Consider the following 18299-nt stretch of genomic DNA (forward strand, 5'->3'; position numbering starts at 1 on the left):
TGCTCGGCGCGGGAATGGGGAAGAATGCTCGGTCTCGACTGGTCCGAACTCGCGCTGATCGCGGTGGTCGCGGTGGTCGTCATCGGCCCCAAGGACCTGCCTGATGCCGTGCGCGGCATCGCCAAGGGTATCCAGAAGCTCCGCCGCATGGCCGGGGAGTTCCAGGGCCAGGTGGATGAGGTGGTGCGCGAGGCGAAGCTGGATGACGTGCGGAACTCGATCAACGAGATCCGCAACTTCAACGTGCGCGACATCGTGGAGAAGGAGATCGACAAGGACGGGTCGATCCGCAAGACCTTCACGGAAGACCCGATCGGCAACCCGCTGCGGGATGCCTTCAACGGCGATTCGGTGCATGGCGCCGCCGTGACGCCGCCTCCCGCCGCCATGCCGGCCGCGCCGCCACCGCCCGCGGCTCCCGCCTTCGTGCCGCCCGGCACCCTGCCGCCCCTGCCGCAGCCGCCGCCGCCGCCCGCCGCCGTGGTGCCGCCCGCCTTCGTGCCACCCGCCTCGGTCCCCCCGGTATCGGTCCCGCCCGTCGCGACGGTGACGCCGCCGCCGGCCCCCGCGACGCCTCCCGCGCCGCCCCCTTCCGCAGCCTGAGATAACGGATCCCCCCCCGTGCCGCGTGATCCGGAAGACCAGATCGACGACAAGCCGATGCCGTTGATCGAGCACCTCATGGAGCTGCGCACGCGGCTCATGTGGTCGATCGGCGCCTTCATCATCGCCTTCGCCGTCTGCTACTATTTTTCCAGGCAGATCTACGGCTTCCTGGCCGCGCCGCTGGCGGACATCCTGCACGCGCAATCCGGCGGGCAGGACCGGCGGATGATCTTCACCGCGCTGTACGAGGCCTTCTTCACCTACCTGAAGGTCGCCTTCTTCGGCGCCACCTTCTTCAGCTTCCCGATGTGGGCGACGCAGCTCTGGCTGTTCATCGCGCCCGGCCTGTACCGGAGCGAGAAGAAGGCGATCATGCCCTTCCTCGTCGCCTCGCCCTTCCTGTTCCTCGCCGGCGCGGCGCTGGCCTACTACTTCATCTTCCCGCTGGCATGGACATTCTTCATCTCCTTCGAGACGCCGGCCGATGCGGGGTCCGTCCCCATCCAGCTGGAAGCGAAGGTCAGCGAGTATCTGTCGCTGGTCATGCACATGATCCTGGCCTTCGGCATCGCCTTCCAGCTGCCCGTGGCGCTGACGCTCATGGTCAAGGTCGGCATCCTCAGCGTGGAGGGTCTGCGCAAGGGCCGGCGCTACGCCATCGTCGGCATGTTCGTCGTCGCCGCCATCATCACGCCGCCCGACATCATCAGCCAGATCGGCTTGGCGGTGCCGCTGATCCTGCTCTACGAACTGTCGATCCTGGCCGCGCTGTGGATGACGCCGAAGCCGCCGAAAGATCAGACGACGAGTTGAAGCGGGCTTCCGGGGGCGAAGGCCCCCATCCCGCCTTCGCTTCCTCGCAGTGACGCCCCAGGGAGGGGCTGCCGACCATGCATGACATCAAGCTGGTGCGCGCCAACCCCGCCGCCTTCGACGCCGCGCTCGCCCGCCGCGGCGCGCCCCCCGCGGCGGCGGAGGCGCTGCGCCTCGATGACCTCCGCGTCGAGGCCATCCGTATCACCCAGGCCGCGCAGACCACGCGCAACGAGCTGTCCCGCCAGATCGGCGCCGCCATGAAGCGCGGCGACGCGCTTGAGGCCGAGCGGCTGAAGGCGGAGGTGAAGGCCGCCGTCGATGCCGCCGCCGCCGCGACGCCGGAGGTGCATGAGGCCGCACGCGACGCGCTGCTGGCAGCCCTGCCCAATGTGCTGGATGCGGAGGTGCCGGAGGGCCTGGACGAGAGCGCCAATGTCGTCCTGCACACCCATGGCGCGCCGGCCAATTTCGCCTTCACGCCGAAACAGCATTTCGAGCTCGGCGAAGCCTTCGGGATGGATTTCGGCAATGCCGCCAAGCTGGCCGGCACGCGCTTCACCATCCTGCGCGGGCCCCTCGCCAGGCTGGAACGCGCGCTCGGCCAGTGGATGCTGAACCTGCACACGGAACAGCACGGCTACACGGAGGTCGCCGTGCCGCTGCTGGTGAATGACGCGACCATGTACGGCACCGGGCAGCTGCCGAAGTTCAGCGAGGATCTGTTCCGCACCACCGATGGCCGCTGGCTGATCCCGACCGCGGAGGTGCCGCTGACCAACCTGGTCCGCGGGGAGATCCTGGCCGAATCCGCGCTGCCGCTGCGCTTCACCGCGCTCTCCCCCTGCTTCCGGAGCGAGGCGGGCTCGGCCGGCCGCGACACGCGGGGGATGCTGCGCCAGCACCAGTTCCCGAAGGTGGAACTGGTCTCCATCTGCCTGCCGCAGGACAGCGCGGCGGAGCATGAACGGATGACCGCCTGCGCGGAGCGGGTGCTGACCGACCTCGGCCTGACCTGGCGGCGCATCATGCTCTCGGCCGGGGATACCGGCTTCGGCGCGGCGAAGACCTATGACCTGGAGGTCTGGCTGCCCGGGCAGCAGGCCTGGCGGGAGATCTCCTCCTGCTCCAATTGCCGGGACTTCCAGGCGCGGCGCATGGATGCGCGCTTCCGCCCCGCCGGGGGGAAGGGCACGGAGTTCCTGCACACGCTGAACGGCAGCGGCGTGGCGGTGGGCCGCGCCCTGATCGCGGTGCTGGAAACCTTCCAGCAGGTCGATGGCTCCGTCCTGGTGCCGGAGGTGCTGCGCCCCTGGATGGGCGGGGTGGAGATGCTGCACCCCGCCTGAGGGGTGCAGCGGCCACCGTCAGTCGCCCGCGGCGGTGGCGAGTTGGATGGGCGCGGGGCGGCCACGCTCCGCCAGCCAGATCATCACGATGGAGCCGAGCATGGCCGCCCAGGCGCCGTAGCCGGGATGGCCGAACAGGGCACAGGCCGCCGTCAGCGCGGTGCAGAGGGCGACGGTCTGCCAGGGGTAGCGCCCGATCAGGCCCACCGGCAGGGTGTAGGGCAGCCACAGGATACGCATCACGTTGGGGGGTGTCCTTCGCGGATCCCTCGCCACCGGATGGGCCGGGCGGATGCGCGGACCACCCTCGGCCCTCCCTTCGCCGGAGACAACGCCAATCGGTGCCCCGTCCGCCGCATGGGATGGTTGCAATCCGCGGCTGAAACACGCTGAAACCGCCCGCGCTCGACAGCGCGCGACGGCAGGGTCCAGGCTGAGGCTTCGGCGGACAGGAGACCCGGCATGGCGGCGGTGGAGTTGCGGGTGCTGGACACGCGTATCGGCGCGCGATTCAAGCGGCCACGGCCGACCGACATCATCGTCGGCACCAGCACGACCCTGACCCGGCTGTTCGACCGGGTCACGGCGGCGCTCGGCTCCAACAGGCTGTCACGCCTGTCCGTCTGCTGCCATGGCTATGAGGGTGGCGTGGCCGATGAGCGCATGGCGATGTCGCGCATGGGTGGCGGCTTCGGGCTGCAACTCGGACAGGATGACCTGACCTTCGATACCGTCGGTGCCTTCAACGCGCTGTCGGGCCGCTTCATGGCCGGCGGGCAGATGGACATCTATGCCTGCGCGGCGGCGGAGGACAGTTCCTCCACCGGCTTCACCGGCAATGGGCGGCTGCTGATGCGGGAACTCGCGGGGCAGATCAACGCGACGGTCCGCGCTTCCGACTCCATCCAGATCTACAACCACGGCGTGGTGACCACGACCGTCTTCGGCATCCCCGTCTTCTCGGAATATGAGGGCGTCGATTTCGGGGATTGGGAGGGGAATGTCTGGCTCTTCCTGCCCGATGGCAGCCGGCGGCAGGACAGGCGGCCGGGGCGCGGCGTGAACTGACCGGGCCGGGTGCCGTCCTGGCGCCCGGCCCGCCCGGCTCAATCGCCGGCGGCCACGCCTTCGTCGATCGCGCGGGGGCTGGTCGTCTCGTCGATCCAGATCATCACCATGGACCCCACCAGCGCGCAGGTGACGCCGATGACGTCATGGCCGGTGAGGAAGCCGATCGGCGTACCGGCGGCGCAGGCGATGGTCGTGGGCCAGGGGTAGCGGCCGATCAGCCCGAAGATCATGCCGAAGGGGGCGTAGAGGGCAGCCATCAAGGCCGTGATCCTTTGCAAGCCGGCGCCGGGCTTGTCGCCACCATGGCGAGGCGTGCGCGCCGGGGCACGCTCTCGCCGGCGTGAGGATGACGCAAGGCACAGGTCCAAAGGATGCGGCGAATTCACCCGCGCGACAGGCCCAGGGGAAAATCCGCAATGAATGGCGGATTTTCCTGTGTATACCGTAACTTATCGGGCAAGTTTCACGTCATGAGAAGCCCGTCACCTGGCGGACATGCTCACCCGTCCAGCCGGACTCCGAGACGCCCGGCCATCTCCTGCACGAATTGCCAGGCCACGCGGCCGGACCGCCCGCCGCGGGTGACGGACCATTCGACAGCGGCCTTGCGGAGCTCCTCCGGCCCGACCGGCAGGCCGAAGGTGGCGGCGTAGCCCTCGATCATCGCGAAGAAGGTGTCCTGGTCGCAGTTGTGGAAGCCGATCCACAGGCCGAAGCGGTCGCTGAGGCTGACCTTCTCCTCCACCGCCTCCCCGGGGTTGATGGCGGTGCTGCGCTCATTCTCGATCATGTCGCGGGACATGAGGTGGCGGCGGTTGGAGGTGGCGTAGAACAGGACATTGGCGGGCCGGCCCTCGATCCCGCCATCCAGCACGGATTTCAGCGCCTTGTAGTCCGCGTCCTCGCGCTCGAAGGACAGATCGTCGCAGAAGACGAGGCAGCGGCGGGGCTGGGCGCGCAGGATGTTGAGCAGGTCGGGCAGGGTGCGGACATCCTCCCGCTGGATTTCCACCAGCGCCAGGCAGCCCGGATTCTCGGCATTGGCGGCGCCGTGGGCGGCCTTCACCAGGGACGACTTGCCCATGCCGCGCGCGCCCCAGAGCATGGCGTTGTTGGCCGGCAGGCCGCGGGCGAAGCGCAGCGTGTTCTCCAGCACCAGGCCCTTCTGGCGGTCCACGCCCTGGAGCAGCGCGATATCCACGGCGGAGACGCGCTTCACCGGCGCCAGGCGTGCGGGCGGGCCGGGATGCCAGACGAAGGCATCGGCGCCGCGCAGGTCGGGCGCCGGCGGCGGCGGGGGCGCCAGGCGTTCCAGGGCCTCCGCGATGCGGGTGAGGGTCGGGAGGAGGGCGTGCGGATCGGTCAAGGCGGGGCCCCGGCTGCTGCGGCGTATTGACGGAAAGGGGGCGGAAGCTAGGTTGCGGGCCGAGGCGCCGCAACCCCGGCGCAGCCCCAAGAAAGCCGGACCCAACCCCATGTTCATTTCGCCTGCCTACGCCCAGACCGCCGATGGCGGCACCACGGCTGTGATCATGCAGCTGCTGCCGCTGATCCTGATCTTCGCGGTCTTCTACTTCCTGCTGATCCGGCCCCAGCAGAAGAAGATGAAGGAACACCGGGCGCTGCTCGGCCAGCTGAAGCGCAACGACAAGGTCATCACCGCGGGCGGCATCGTCGGCACCATTTCCAAGGTGCGCGACGACAGCGACGAGATCGAGGTGGAGATCGCGCCCGGCGTGCGCGTGACGGTGGTGCGCGGCACCATCGCCAGCGTGGTGAAGCCGCCGGAGCCCGCGAACGACACCAAGGCCTGATGGCGTCTGCGACGCCAGGGCCTGCCGGCGTCTGCGACGCCAGGGCCTGCCGGCGTCTGCGACGCCAGGGCCTGAAGGCACCCTTTGGTGTCACGGGGGCGGGCCGCAAGGTCCGCCCCTTTTTCATGCGCGCATGGCGGCCCTTCGGCGGCATGCGCCCTGCGCGCGGGACAGGCGGCGCGGCGGGTGTCAGAAGGGCGCGGACATCAGCGGAGAGTGACGATGAGCGAGCCCAGGACCCTGCTGCAGATGGCCGGCGCCAGCCTGGCCCCGCCCGCCCTGGCGGAGGCCGTGCTGCTGGTGATCGATGCGCAGGGCGAATACCGCACGGGGAAGCTGCCGCTGGAGGGCATCGAGGACTCGCTGCCCGTGCTTGCCGGCCTCATCGCCCGCGCGCGGGCGGGCGGCGCCGTGGTGATCCATGTCGCGCATAAGGGCCGCGCCGGCGGGTTGTTCGACCGCGATGCCGCGGGCGGCGCCATCCTGGCGGAGGTCGCGCCGGCCGGGGAGGAGGCGGTGGTGGAAAAGCCGCTGCCCAACGCCTTCGCGGGCACCGACCTGGCGCAGCGCCTGGCCGCCATCGGGCGGAAGGAGCTGATCGTGGCGGGCTACCAGACGCATATGTGCGTCAGCAGCACGGCGCGGGCGGCGCTCGACCTCGGCTATCGGGTGACGGTGCCGCATGATGCCTGCGCGACGCGGGCGCTGCCCGATGCGCTGGGCGGCCCCGCGATCAGCGGCGCGGCGATCCACCGCCACGCGCTGGCGGAACTGGCGGACCGTTTCGCCGTGGTGCTGCCGGCCGCGGCGATCGGCTGATCCGGGCATGAAAAAGGGGCGCCGGATGGCTCCGGCGCCCCCTGTTCCTGGACCCTGGAAGGGTCAGGCCGCCTGGCCGCTGCTCAGGCCGCCCTTGTCCATCAGGCCCTCGACCACTTCCCAGTCCACGAGCTTGTTCAGGAAGTTGTCGAGGTAGTTCGGGCGGACGTTGCGGAAATCCAGGTAGTAGGCGTGTTCCCACACATCGACGCCGAGGATCGGCGTGCCTTCGCCGGTGGCGACGGGGTTGGAGCCGTTCGGGGTCTTGGTGACCTTCAGCTTGCCGTCGGTGCCGATGACCAGCCAGGCCCAGCCGCTGCCGAACTGCGTCACGCCGGCCTGCTTGAAGGCGTCCTTGAAGGCCTGGAGGCCGCCGAGGTCGCTGTCGATCTTCGCCGCCAGCTTGCCCGGCAGCTTGTCCCCGCCGCCCTTGGGCGACATCACCTGCCAGAACAGGATGTGGTTCCAGTGCTGGCCGGCCTGGTTCAGCACGGGCAGGCCATCGGCGCCGGCCTTGCCGGCTTCCGCCACGATCTGCTCCAGCGTCTTGCCGGCCAGGCCCTTGGATTCGATCAGGCCGTTCAGCGCCGTCACATAGGCATTGTGGTGCTTGCCGTGATGGAGCTCGAGCGTCTCCTGGCACATGCCCTGGCCCGCGAGGGCGTTGGTGGAATACGGCAGGGGCGGCAGGCTGAAGGGCATGGGGGACTCTCCCGTTGGAGGTTCTTGCCCCCGTGTCACGCCGGAGGCCGACGACTGACCTAGGCGTGGTGCTTCAGGGCGTCAACCACGCTTGCCCGCTTGGCGCGGGACGCTTGCCGGGCCTGCGCGGGACCGTCATCAAGCCGCCATGGCCACCACCGCGCTTTCGCCCATCGCAGCCTTCGCCCGCGCGCATGACCCGGACCGGTTCCTGACCGCGATCTTCATGCCGGCAGCGGTCCGGGAGGCGTTCTTCTGCCTCATCGCCCTCAATCACGAACTGGCCCGCGCGCGGGAGGCGACGATCAACCCCGTCGCCGCGCTGATCCGGCTGCAATGGTGGCGGGACGCCATCGGCGAGGCAGCTTCCGGCGCGCCCGCCCGGCGGCATGAGGTGGCGGCGCCGCTCCATGCCGCGATCGTGTCCGGCGCGCTGGCGGCGGATGACCTGCTGGGCCTGGTCGATGCGCGGGAGCCGGAGACGGAGGAGGAGGGGATCCCGACGCGGGAAGCCTTCGGGTCCTATCTCCGCGCGGGTGCCGGCGGCTTCGCGGTGGTGGCGGGGCGGCTGGCCGGGGCACCGTCGGAATCCCTGCCCCTGCTGCAGCGCCTGGGCGCCCTGCACGGGCTTTCGGGGGTGCTGCGCAGCGTGCCCGCCCATGCCGCCCAGGGCCGCTGCCTGCTGCCGCGGGACGCCCTGGCGGAAGCGGGCCTGATCACGGAGGCGGTGGTGGCGGACCCCGCCATCGCCGCGCCCCTGCTGCGGGCGCTGGCGGAGGAAGGGGGCGTGATGATCGGCAAGGCGATGGCGGAGGCCTTGCCCCACGCCGCGCTGCCGGCGGCGCTGCCCGCCGTGCTGGCGCGGCGCGACCTCCGCCGCATCGCCGCCGGGCAGCCCGTGCCGCGGCCGCGCGGCGTGGCGGACCGGCTGGCGGTGGCGTGGGCGGCATTCCGGGGCCGGTTGTAGCGGGCCACGGCCGCAGGCGGGCATTTCCAGCCAGGCGGAAGCCATGGCACCCTTCGCGCAACAAAAGGGAGGATCATGTCCATGCCGTCTCGCCGCGCCCTGCTGGCCGCGCCGCTGCTGATGCTGCCGGGGATCGCCCGGGCGCAGGACACGCCCGCGATCTTCGCGGCGGGCGCCACCAAGCATGCGGTGGAGGAGTTGCAGGCGGCGGAGCGTGCCGCCGGCCGGCCCGTCCCCTCCGCCGCCTTCGACACGGTCGGCGCGCTGCGGGACCGGATCCTGGCGGGTGAACGCCCGGCGGTGACGCTGCTGTCGGCGGAGGCGGTGGCGGCGATCCGCGGCCGCGGCATCGGGCCGGCCGATGGCGCGGTGGATGTCGGGCGCACCGGCGTCGGCCTCGCGGCCCCGGCCGGGCGGCCGGCGCCGGATATCGGGACGCCGGAGGCCTTCCGGAACGCGCTGCTGGCCGCCGAGACCATCGCCTATGCCGACCCCGCCCGCGGCGCGACCGCCGGGCGGCATGTGGCGGTGGTGATCGAGCGGCTCGGCCTGACGGAGGCGCTGCGGCCGAAGCTGCGGCTCGTCTCCTTCGGCGTCGAAGGCGTGGCGATGGCGGGGCGCGGGGAGGTGACGCTGGCCTTCAGCCAGGCGACCGAGATCATCGACCGGCCCGGCGTCCAACTGGTGGGGCTGCTGCCGGAGGCGCTGAACCTCTGGACCGTCTATCGCGCCGCCATCGTGCAGGACGGGCCGGCGGCGCGGGCGCTGCTGGCGCTGCTGTCGGGGGAGGCCGCGCGGGCGGCCTATGCGCGGATCGGGTTCCGGCCGGCGTGAGGCGCACGCCGGTGAGAGCATGATCTAGTCGGGGCATGATCGAGTCGGGCCGAATCACCCGACGAGGCGGACACTGCGCCGATGCAGGTCGCGAGGCCCCTTTCGGCGTCGCTTCCGACATGGGTCCAGGGCCTGTGGAGACCTGGCTGCGGGCGCGCCCGGCGGTGGAACCCCATCGCCCCGCCCGCCGCGAGCCCCCGCCTGGCAGGCCCGAATATCCACGCACCGATCGCAGCCCGGGCCAAACCCTATGCCGAGGAGGAGTGGCGCGTGACGGCGTGGCCCAGCACCGGCAGCGCATGCGCCGCGAACCAGCGTTCATAGGCCAGTTCGTGCATGACGGCGGCGGTGACGTCGCCGAAATAGTGGCCCTGGCGTCCGGGGGCGAAGAAGTCGAAGCCGAACAGCGTGACCGGCCGCGCGAAGACGACCGCCGCCAGGATGATCGCCGTGAGCCCCGTGGTTGGCCAGGGATAGGCGATGCCGGAGACCAGGTCGATCAGCCCGTTGGGCAGGCGCGGGGGGCCGGGGGGGGCCGGATCCTCGAAGGCGATGCCGCGGATGCCGAGCGCGGGCAGGGTGTCGAAGCCGGGTTCGCGCGTGACCAGGCTGGGCAGGATCGGGCGCTTGGTCTCGTGGAACAGCATCAGGTCGCAGCGCCGCCCCGCATCGGCCTCATGCCCGGTCAGCAGCGGGTAGTTCATGCGGATGACCATGTCATGCGCTTCGATCGCCGCGCCGGCGCCGCTGCCGCGAAGGCCGGAGCCGTTGCCGACCACGGCCACGTCGCGCGCCATCGCCAGGCGCTCCAGCGCCGGCGGCATGCCCTGCGCCATGATGCCCGGCAGGCGCTTGGCCAGCACTTCCCGCACCGGCCCGGCATCGGCGGGGCGACCCTGAAGGCAGTGGTGCTGCAGGCGAAGCGAGCGGCGGGTGAGGGGCGACAACTCTGCCATCGCCAACGCCCAGTGCCGGACCGCCTCCGCTGAGGGGGCGAGGAGTTCGGTGCGGAGCAGGGCTCGCAGCCATTCCGGCCGGGGAACCGGCGGTGCGGGCAGTTCCGAGAGGATCAGGGCGCGCAGGGCATCGAACTCGCCGAGCCGGTTGTGCAGCCGCGCCAGGGCCATTGCCGCGAAGGGGCGGCTCGGCGCATGGGCCAGAAGTGCCGTCGCGGCGGCGCGGAGGGGCTCCGGATGCGTTTCGAACAGCGCCTCCGCGACATGCCAGGCATAGCGCCGGTCGGCGTCCGGCTTGGTCTCCAGATGGTGTCGCAGCCAGTCGGCCCGCTCGCCCTGCGGCCGGGCCGCGACCGCCATGCGGAGGAGGTAGTGCGGGGAGTGGACGGTGGCCGTCACGCCTTCTTCCGCTTCCTCGCCACGATGGGGGCCGCCACGCTGCCGTCGCGCGCGATGATGGGCTTCAGGAAGCGGCCGGTATGGCTTTCCGGTGCCTCCGCCACCTCCTCCGGCGTCCCCTGCGCCACGATCCGGCCACCGCCCTCGCCGCCCTCCGGCCCCAGGTCGAGGATCCAGTCGGCGGTCTTGATGACCTCCAGGTTGTGCTCGATCACCACCACCGTGTTGCCCTGGGCCACCAGCGCGTGCAGCACTTCCAGCAGCTTGCGCACATCCTCGAAATGCAGGCCCGTCGTCGGCTCATCGAGGATGTAGAGCGTGCGGCCGGTGGCGCGGCGCGACAATTCCTTCGACAGCTTGATGCGCTGCGCCTCGCCGCCCGACAGCGTCGTCGCCTGCTGGCCGAGATGGATATAGCCGAGGCCGACATCACGGAGCACGACGAGCTTGTCGCGGATCGACGGCACGGCGGAGAAGAACTCCACCCCCTCATCCACCGTCATGTCCAGCACGTCGGCGATGGATTTTCCCCTGAATTTCACATCAAGGGTTTCGCGGTTGTAGCGCTTCCCTTTGCAGGTATCGCAGGTCACGTAGACATCGGGAAGAAAGTGCATCTCGATCTTCAGCACGCCATCGCCCTGGCAGGCCTCGCAGCGGCCGCCCTTGACGTTGAAGCTGAAGCGGCCGGCCTGGTAGCCGCGGGCGCGGGATTCCGGCATTTCCGCGAACCAGTCGCGGATCGGGCCGAACAGGCCGGTATAGGTCGCGGGGTTGGATCGCGGCGTGCGGCCGATCGGCGACTGGTCGATGTCGATGATCTTGTCGAGGTGTTCGAGACCCTCGATCCGCTCATGCGGCCCCGGCACCTCCCCGCTGCCCATCAGACGGCGGGACGCGGCCTTGAAGAGCGTCTCGATCACCAGCGTCGACTTCCCGCCGCCGGAGACGCCGGCGACGCAGCAGAAGGTGCCGAGCGGGATCTCCGCGGTGACGTCCTTGAGGTTGTTGCCCCGCGCGCCGACGACGCGGATGACGCGCTTCGGGTCGATGGGCCGGCGCGTGGCGGGCATCGGGATGCGCCGCGCGCCGGACAGGTACTGCCCCGTGATGCTGTCGGGATTCGCCTCCACCGCCGCGGGCGTGCCCTGGGCGATGATGCGCCCGCCGCCCTTGCCGGCGGCGGGGCCGATATCGATCAGATGGTCGGCGCTGCGGATCGCGTCCTCATCGTGCTCCACGACCAGTACCGTGTTGCCGATGTCCCGCAGGCGCCGCAGCGTCTTGAGCAGGCGTTCATTGTCCCGCTGGTGCAGGCCGATGCTGGGTTCGTCGAGCACATACAGCACGCCGGTGAGGCCACTGCCGATCTGGGATGCCAGGCGGATGCGCTGCGATTCGCCGCCGGACAGCGTGGCGGAGGAACGGCCGAGCGAGAGGTAGTCGAGCCCCACATCCACCAGGAACTGCAGCCTCTCCTCGATCTCCCGCAGGATGCGGCGGGCGATTTCCTGGCGCTGCGGCGTCAGCGTCGGCATCACCTGCGCGAACCAGTCCCGCGCCTTGCGGATGGACAGGTTGTTGACGTGGCCGATGTGGCATTCCGCCACCTTCACCGACAGGCTTTCCGGCTTCAGGCGATGGCCCTGGCAGGCGGGGCAGGGGCGGTCCGCCTGGTAGCGGGACAGGTCCTCCCGCACCCAGGGATTGTCCGTCTCGCGGTAGCGGCGCTCAAGGTTCGGGATCACGCCCTCGAACGCCTTCTTCACGTCATAGGCGCGAAGCCCGTCCTTGTATTTCAACGTGACCACTTCGCTGCCCGTGCCGGTCATGACGACCGAACGGAATGCCTTGGGCAAATCGGCCCAGGGCGTCGTCATCGCCACCTTGTAGTGGCGCGCCAGGCTTTCCAGCGTCTGGTCGTAATAGGGCGATGACGCGCCGGACCAGGGCTGCACCGCGCCGTCCTTCAGCGACTTGGTGTCATCCGGCACCACCAGCATCGGATCGAAGAAGGATTGCGTGCCGAGGCCGTCGCAGGTGGGGCAGGCGCCCTGGGGGGAGTTGAAGCTGAACAGCCGCGGCTCGATCTCCTCGATCGTGAAGCCGCTGACGGGGCAGGCGAATTTCTGGCTGAAGACGGTGCGCTTCTGGTCGTCCGCACCCTCCGCATAGGCGACGCCATCGGCCAGCGCGAGCGCGGTTTCCAGGCTGTCCGCCAGGCGCGATTCGATGCCTTCGCGGACCACGATGCGGTCCACCACGACCTCGATATCGTATTTCAGCTTCTTGTTGAGCGCCGGCACCTCACCGACCGAGTAGAGCGTGCCGTTGACCTTGACCCGTTCGAACCCGCGCCGTTGGAATTCGAGAAAATCCTTCTTGAACTCGCCCTTCTTGCCCTTGGCAACGGGGGCCAGCAGCAGAAGCCGCGTGCCTTCCGGCATGGCCATGATGCGGTCCACCATCTGGGAGACGGTCTGCGCCTCGATCGGCAATCCCGTGGCGGGCGAATAGGGCACGCCGACCCGCGCCCAGAGCAGACGCATGTAGTCGTGGATCTCGGTCACCGTCCCGACGGTGGAACGCGGGTTGTGGCTGGTGGTCTTCTGCTCGATGGAGATGGCGGGGCTCAGGCCCTCGATGCTGTCCACATCCGGCTTCTGCATGAGCTGGAGGAACTGCCGGGCATAGGCGCTCAGGCTCTCGACATAGCGGCGCTGGCCCTCGGCATAGATGGTGTCGAAGGCCAGCGACGACTTGCCCGACCCCGACAGCCCCGTGACCACCGTCAGCGTGTCCCGCGGGATGTCGATGTCGATGTTCTTGAGGTTATGCTCCCGCGCGCCGCGGACGCGGATCAATCCGCTCATGAGGTCACCGATCGGTCTGGGTGGGCCGTAGGGGCGCCGCCCCGTGGAGTCGGGACGGCGTTCGCGTCTTGTTCTAGATGATGCGAAGCCCTATAGGTAGTGCTTCAACGGATTTTGCGAGACCGGCGGGGACAGCTAAGTTGCACCCCGCAGTGAGGGGATGTTGCGATGGCTGGCGTCAACAAGGTGATCCTGGTGGGGCGGCTCGGCCGCGATCCGGAGATCCGCAACTTCCAGAATGGCGGCCGCGTGGTGAACCTGCGGCTTGCGACCAGCGAGCGCTACAAGGACCGCGAGGGCAACCAGCAGGAGCGCACCGAATGGCATTCGGTGGCGATCTTCAACGAGAAGCTGGGCGAGATCGCGGAGAAGTACCTGCGCAAGGGCAGCGAGGTCTATGTCGAGGGCCAGCTCGAGACCCGCAAGTGGCAGGACCAGGCCGGCGCCGACCGCTACACCACGGAAATCGTGCTGCGCCAGTTCCGGGGCGAGATCGCGCTGCTCGGCGGCCGCGGTACGGGCGGTGAGATGGGCGGCGACCCCGGCGAGGGCGGCGGCGGCTATGCCGGTGGTGGCGGCGGGGGCGGCGGCTATGGCGGCGGGGGTGGTGGTGGCCGTTCCGCCGGCGGCGGCGGCCGGTCCTCCGGCGGCTGGGACAACAGCGGCGGCGGCAGCCGGGCGCCCGCCGGTGGTGGCCGCAGCGCGCCGCCCAAGGGCGGCAGCGACCTGGACGACGATATTCCGTTCTGATCTTGCCGGGGCAGCCTGCTGCCCGTGCCTGGGTGTGCAGGGCCGTCGCCATCGCGGCGATGGTCCTCGGCGCCATCGGCAGCATGCCCGTCATCGTCTTCCTGGCGGGCCTGTGGGCCGAGTTCTTCCCGGATGCTGCGGGACTGCTCGGCCTGCCGGGGCTCCAGATCGACAAGCTCCTGCCCGAAGCCAGCGGCGCGCCCCTCATCGGACCTCCGCTGCCGCTGCTCAGCGGCGTCGTGGCGCCGACGATGTTCCTGTGGGGCCTGATGCGTCTGCCGCGCAGTGCGGAGGCACGCCGCCGCGTCACCGCCTGCGCCTTCGCCGCCTTCTTCGCCACCACGCCGCTCTTCATCGGCCTGGTGCTGGCCGTGCCGCTGATCCTGCTGGTGCTGCTGCCCGCGGTCGCGGGCTTCAGGCGGGATTTCCTGCCGGCGCATCGCCCCTGATCCACGCCCTGTTCCCCCGGGAACACGGCCCCGGCCCCATCCCCCGTCATTCTCCCCCCACGCCGCGGATGGTCGCGGCACCGGATGATGGAGACGACGATGGGCCTGTTCGATCCCAAGGGTGGCGCCGGCAATGACCGCTTCCTGGCCTGGCGCGCGACCGGGATGTTCGGCGAGTTCATCGACCTGGGCGATGGCAACAACGCCGTCCACGGCTTCGGCGGCGATGACCTGATCTTCGGCGGCAATGGCCGGGACACGATGTTCGGCGGCGAGGGGAATGACTACCTCAGCGGCGGCGACGGCGCCGATGTGCTGCGGGGGAATGAGGGCGACGACATCCTCTTCGGCCACAAGGGCGGGGACAGCCTGGATGGCGGGGAGGGCGATGATGAGCTGCGCGGCTTCGAGGATGACGACACGCTCTCCGGCGGCGATGGCGATGATGACCTCTATGGCGGCATCGGCGCGGATACGCTGGATGGCGGCAATGGCGCCGACCTGCTGAAGGGGGAACAGGGCGCCGACAGCATGGATGGCGGCGCGGGCAACGATGTCCTCGAAGGCGGCATCGACGAAGACACGCTCAAGGGCGGCGCCGGGAACGATCACCTCGATGGCGGGGACCAGGCCGATTGGATGGATGGCGGCGCCGGCGAAGACCAGATGATCGGCGGGCAGGGGGCGGATACGCTGTTCGGCGCCTCGGGCAACGACAACCTGGCGGGCAGCCAGGGGAATGACAGCCTGGCGGGCGAACAGGGCAACGACGTGCTGGATGGCGGCCAGGGCTTCGACACGCTCCAGGGCGGCATGGGGGCCGACCTGCTGCGCGGCGGGGATGAGGACGACCTGCTGGTCGGCGATGTGATCGGGGAGTCGGGGTTCGGCGCCGATACCCTCCAGGGCGGCAACGGGCGGGATACCTTGCAGGGCGCCGGCGGCAATGACCGGCTGGATGGCGATGCGGGGGACGACCTGCTGGAAGGCGGCGCTGGCCGCGATGTCCTGAATGGTGGCGCGGATGATGACCGGCTGCTGGGCGGGGCGGATGACGATACGCTGCGCGGCGATGCGGGGCTGGATACGCTGGAAGGCGGCAATGGCCGCGACCTGCTGGAAGGCGGCGCTGGGAATGACAGCCTGCTCGGCGGCGCGGATGCCGACCAGTTGAAGGGCGGCGCCGGCGACGATGTGCTGATGGGCGGCGCGGGCACGGATACGCTGGCGGGCGGCCTCGGCCTCGACCAGCTCTTCGGCGGCGGGGATGGCGACCTCTTCGTCTGGACGCAGGCGGATGTCGGCAAGCTGAGCTCCGCCGGCCAGGTGAAATATGCGGGGGTGCGGGACGTGGTGCGGGATTTCCAGGCGGGGGACCGGCTGGATTTCTCCGCCATCGATGGCCAGGCCGGCGGCGCCGATGATGCCTTCCTGTTCCTGGGCACGGACCGCTTCCTGGCCGGCGGCAACCACGGCCAGCTGCGCTTCCAGGCCCAGGGCGACGACACGCTGGTGCAGCTGGAGATCAATGGGGACGGAATCGCGGACCTGGAGGTGCTGCTGACCGGCAGCCACGCGCTGCGCTTCGATGCGCAGGTGCAGGATTTCATCCTCTGAGGGACGGTCGGCCAGGCGGGCGCCGGTGGGGCGACCCCCCGGCGCCCGACGGCGTTAGAGGGACATTCAGCCTTCCCGGCGATGGTGCGGCCGGTTGGATGAGCCAGGCCCGCCCAGGGCCGGGAGGAGTGACCATGCCCCGTTCCCGACACGCCGCGCCGATGGCGCTGTCGATCCGTGCCGCGCTGCTGGGGGTGATGGCGCTGCTGTCCCTGCTGGCGGTCAGCCTGGCCGGGCTGCATGCCGTGAATGCCTGGACCGTGCTGCGGGAGGCGGAGGAAGCCCAGGCTGCCGACCGCGCCGCGAACCGCTTCGCCGCGGGGCTGCACGAGTTGCTGCTGGAACGCCTCTTCGCCGGGAACGCCGTGCAGGCCCCGGCGCCCATGCCGGCCGAGCTGAGGCAGCGGATGGAGCGCCACCGCCAGGCTGCCCGCGATGCCCTGCGCGCCGAAGGCCTGCCCGGTGCCGAAACCCTGCCGGGCGGCGCCACGCTGCTGGAGAATTTCCGCACCGCGCTGCGGGAGGCGGAGGGCCTGCGCCAGCAGGTGGACCAGGCGCTGTCCCTGCCAAGGGACCAGCGACAGGCCGCGATCATGCAGGGCTATGTGCCGGGCATGTCGCGGCTGCTGGAGGCCTCCACCCGGCTCTGGGCGGCCTATACGCATGACGCGGCCGGGCGTGACCCGGTGCTGGCGCGGCTGGCCAGCCTGAAGGAGATCGGCTGGCGGATGCGCGAAGCCTCGGGCTTCGAACTCGGCGTGGTCGGTGCGGCCATCAGCGGGGAACGGGCGCTGGAGCCGGGCCAGCAGACCAGCATTGCCGCCATGCGGTCACGCATCGATGCGCTGTGGTTGCAGGTGGAGAACCTGGCCCCGGCCGCGGACCCCGCCACCCACCCCGCGCTCCGTGCCGCCGCCACCGCCGCCCGCCAGCAGTATTTCGAGGGCTTCCGCCGGCGGGTGGATGAGGCGGTTCGCCGCGGGGCCGAGGCGCCGGGCGGGCGCTACGGCATGACGGGGCGGGAGTGGATCGAGGGGGGCAACCCGCTGGTGGGCACTCTGCTGCAGGTGCGCGATGCCGCGGGCACGGCGAGCGAGGACCATATGGAAGCGGTCGTCGCCGCCAAGCGCGCCGCCCTGGCCTTCGCGGGCGTAGCCGCCCTGATGGTGCTGCTGGTGGCCGCCGGCGCGGCCTGGATCGTACTTCGCCGGGTCACCGCGCCGCTGGCCGAGTTGGCGGCGGCGACGGAACGGCTGGGCGCCGGGGAGCTGGACACGCGGATCCCCGGCCTGGATCGCAGGGATGAGGTCGGGGCCGTGGCCCGCGCCCTCGGCAGCCTGCGCGACTGGTCCCGCCGCGCGAAGGAACTGGAGGAAGCCGCCGCCGCCGACCGTGTTGCGCGGGAGGCCCGGCACCAGGCGATCGAGCGGGAGACGGGCAGCTTCGGCGGGGCGACCGCCGGCATCCTGGCGCGGCTTGGCGAATCCGCCGCCGAGCTTCGCCAGGCGGCCGATGTCATGGCGACCGGCGTCGCCAGCGCGGGGCAGGCCGCGACGGCGACGGCGGAAGGCGCCGAGCGCAACGCCGCCAACCTCTCCTCCGTCGCGGCGGCGACCGAGGAACTGACGGCCAGCATCGGGGAGATCAGCCGCCAGGTCGCCTCCGCCGCCGGCATGGCGCGGGAAGCGGATGAACGCGCGCGCAGCACCAACGGCACGGTGCTGACCCTGGCGGATGCCGCGTCCCAGATCGGCGACGTGGTGCGCCTGATCGGGGAGATCGCGGGGCAGACCAACCTCCTCGCGCTGAATGCGACGATCGAGGCTGCGCGCGCGGGCGATGCGGGCAAGGGCTTCGCGGTGGTGGCGAGCGAGGTGAAGACCCTGGCCGGCCAGACCGCCAAGGCCACGGAACAGATCACCGCGCAGATCGGCGCCATCCAGTCCGCGACGGACCTGGCGGTCTCCGCCATCCGGGAGGTCGGCGGCAGCATCGCCAAGGTGAGCGAGGTGGCGACCGCGATCGCCGCGGCGGTGGAGGAACAGGGCGCCGCGACGCGGGAGATCGCGGGCAGCGTGCAGGTGGTGGCCCGGCAGAATGACGAGGCAACCCGCATGATGCAGCAGGTCCAGGCCGCGGTGCGGTGGACGGAGGCGCAGGCCCAGGCCGTGCTGGCGACCGGCGATGGCGTCTCCGCGGCTTCCTCGGAGCTGCGCGGCCAGGTGGACCACTTCCTGGCGGCGGTCCGGGCGGCGTGACCGCCGCCTCTTCGGGCTTCGA

18 protein-coding genes are annotated in these 18299 nt (G+C 70.7%); 12 read left to right on the forward strand and 6 right to left on the reverse strand.

All coding sequences use genetic code 11. The features are described from left to right. Positions 1–24 precede the first annotated feature (24 nt). The 3 genes from tatB to serS all read left to right on the forward strand — a co-directional run bounded on the left by tatB (position 25) and on the right by serS (position 2768). A complete protein-coding gene (tatB, locus tag BM041_RS12700; RefSeq protein ID WP_092959995.1) occupies positions 25–603 on the forward strand; it encodes a Sec-independent protein translocase protein TatB in 579 nt (192 codons plus the stop codon). 18 nt (positions 604–621) lie between these two features. Then, positions 622–1419 carry a twin-arginine translocase subunit TatC gene (tatC, locus tag BM041_RS12705; RefSeq protein ID WP_245762067.1) on the forward strand — a complete coding sequence of 266 codons (798 nt, stop codon included), beginning with the start codon at positions 622–624 and terminating at the stop codon, positions 1417–1419. Between the two features lie 77 nt (positions 1420–1496). After that, a complete protein-coding gene (gene serS / locus BM041_RS12710; protein ID WP_092959997.1) occupies positions 1497–2768 on the forward strand; it encodes a serine--tRNA ligase in 1272 nt (423 codons plus the stop codon). An 18-nt stretch (positions 2769–2786) separates the two neighbouring features. Here the strand turns inward: serS and BM041_RS12715 are convergent, their stop codons facing one another. After that, a complete protein-coding gene (locus tag BM041_RS12715; RefSeq protein ID WP_139226044.1) occupies positions 2787–3011 on the reverse strand; it encodes a hypothetical protein in 225 nt (74 codons plus the stop codon). 219 nt (positions 3012–3230) lie between these two features. On the opposite strand from BM041_RS12715, the gene BM041_RS12720 reads away from it, so the two are divergent. Beyond that, positions 3231–3836: a hypothetical protein gene (locus BM041_RS12720; protein ID WP_092960001.1), complete on the forward strand. Its 606-nt coding sequence runs from the start codon at positions 3231–3233 to the stop codon at positions 3834–3836. 38 nt (positions 3837–3874) lie between these two features. Here BM041_RS12720 and BM041_RS12725 read toward each other — a convergent pair whose 3' ends face one another. Both BM041_RS12725 and BM041_RS12730 read right to left on the reverse strand, forming a co-directional pair. Continuing rightward, on the reverse strand, positions 3875–4096 hold the full coding sequence (locus BM041_RS12725) for a hypothetical protein (protein WP_092960003.1): 222 nt from the start codon (positions 4094–4096) through the stop codon (positions 3875–3877). A gap of 242 nt (positions 4097–4338) precedes the next feature. After that, on the reverse strand, positions 4339–5205 hold the full coding sequence (locus BM041_RS12730) for an ATP-binding protein (RefSeq protein WP_245762068.1): 867 nt from the start codon (positions 5203–5205) through the stop codon (positions 4339–4341). A 109-nt stretch (positions 5206–5314) separates the two neighbouring features. On the opposite strand from BM041_RS12730, the gene yajC reads away from it, so the two are divergent. Both yajC and BM041_RS12740 read left to right on the forward strand, forming a co-directional pair. Next, positions 5315–5653, forward strand: coding sequence for a preprotein translocase subunit YajC (gene yajC / locus BM041_RS12735; RefSeq protein WP_092960007.1), 339 nt, complete (start codon positions 5315–5317; stop codon positions 5651–5653). A gap of 222 nt (positions 5654–5875) precedes the next feature. After that, positions 5876–6472 (forward strand): cysteine hydrolase family protein, encoded by a 597-nt coding sequence (locus BM041_RS12740; protein ID WP_092960009.1) that lies wholly within the window; start codon positions 5876–5878, stop codon positions 6470–6472. Positions 6473–6535: 63 nt separating this feature from the next. Here BM041_RS12740 and BM041_RS12745 read toward each other — a convergent pair whose 3' ends face one another. Then, on the reverse strand, positions 6536–7174 hold the full coding sequence (locus tag BM041_RS12745) for a superoxide dismutase (protein WP_092960011.1): 639 nt from the start codon (positions 7172–7174) through the stop codon (positions 6536–6538). A gap of 148 nt (positions 7175–7322) precedes the next feature. Here BM041_RS12745 and BM041_RS12750 point away from each other — a divergent pair, with 148 nt between their 5' ends. Next, a complete protein-coding gene (locus BM041_RS12750; protein WP_092960013.1) occupies positions 7323–8141 on the forward strand; it encodes a squalene/phytoene synthase family protein in 819 nt (272 codons plus the stop codon). A gap of 81 nt (positions 8142–8222) precedes the next feature. Then, positions 8223–8975, forward strand: a complete 753-nt coding sequence (locus BM041_RS12755; RefSeq protein ID WP_175533900.1) for a molybdate ABC transporter substrate-binding protein — start codon at positions 8223–8225, stop codon at positions 8973–8975. A 248-nt stretch (positions 8976–9223) separates the two neighbouring features. Here the strand turns inward: BM041_RS12755 and BM041_RS12760 are convergent, their stop codons facing one another. Together BM041_RS12760 and uvrA are read right to left on the reverse strand one after the other, a co-directional pair. After that, complete coding sequence (locus BM041_RS12760; RefSeq protein WP_092960017.1) at positions 9224–10330, reverse strand: glycosyltransferase family 29 protein; 1107 nt, start codon at positions 10328–10330, stop codon at positions 9224–9226. Then, entirely contained in the window at positions 10327–13203 is a 2877-nt protein-coding gene (uvrA, locus tag BM041_RS12765; protein ID WP_092960019.1) for an excinuclease ABC subunit UvrA, read from the reverse strand. Before uvrA ends, BM041_RS12760 begins: the two co-directional genes overlap by 4 nt. A gap of 168 nt (positions 13204–13371) precedes the next feature. On the opposite strand from uvrA, the gene ssb reads away from it, so the two are divergent. From ssb to BM041_RS12785, 4 genes are all read left to right on the forward strand, one after another. Beyond that, complete coding sequence (ssb, locus tag BM041_RS12770) at positions 13372–13953, forward strand: single-stranded DNA-binding protein (protein ID WP_092960021.1); 582 nt, start codon at positions 13372–13374, stop codon at positions 13951–13953. Between the two features lie 32 nt (positions 13954–13985). Continuing rightward, entirely contained in the window at positions 13986–14402 is a 417-nt protein-coding gene (locus BM041_RS12775) for a hypothetical protein (protein ID WP_092960023.1), read from the forward strand. An 84-nt stretch (positions 14403–14486) separates the two neighbouring features. After that, complete coding sequence (locus tag BM041_RS31820) at positions 14487–16019, forward strand: calcium-binding protein (RefSeq protein WP_092960025.1); 1533 nt, start codon at positions 14487–14489, stop codon at positions 16017–16019. Positions 16020–16153: 134 nt separating this feature from the next. Next, the gene (locus tag BM041_RS12785; RefSeq protein ID WP_175533901.1) at positions 16154–18277 is read left to right on the forward strand and encodes a HAMP domain-containing methyl-accepting chemotaxis protein; all 2124 of its coding nucleotides are present in this window, start codon (positions 16154–16156) and stop codon (positions 18275–18277) included. Positions 18278–18299 lie beyond the last annotated feature (22 nt).

This window comes from Falsiroseomonas stagni DSM 19981 (assembly GCF_900114315.1).
Taxonomy (GTDB): domain Bacteria; phylum Pseudomonadota; class Alphaproteobacteria; order Acetobacterales; family Acetobacteraceae; genus Falsiroseomonas; species Falsiroseomonas stagni.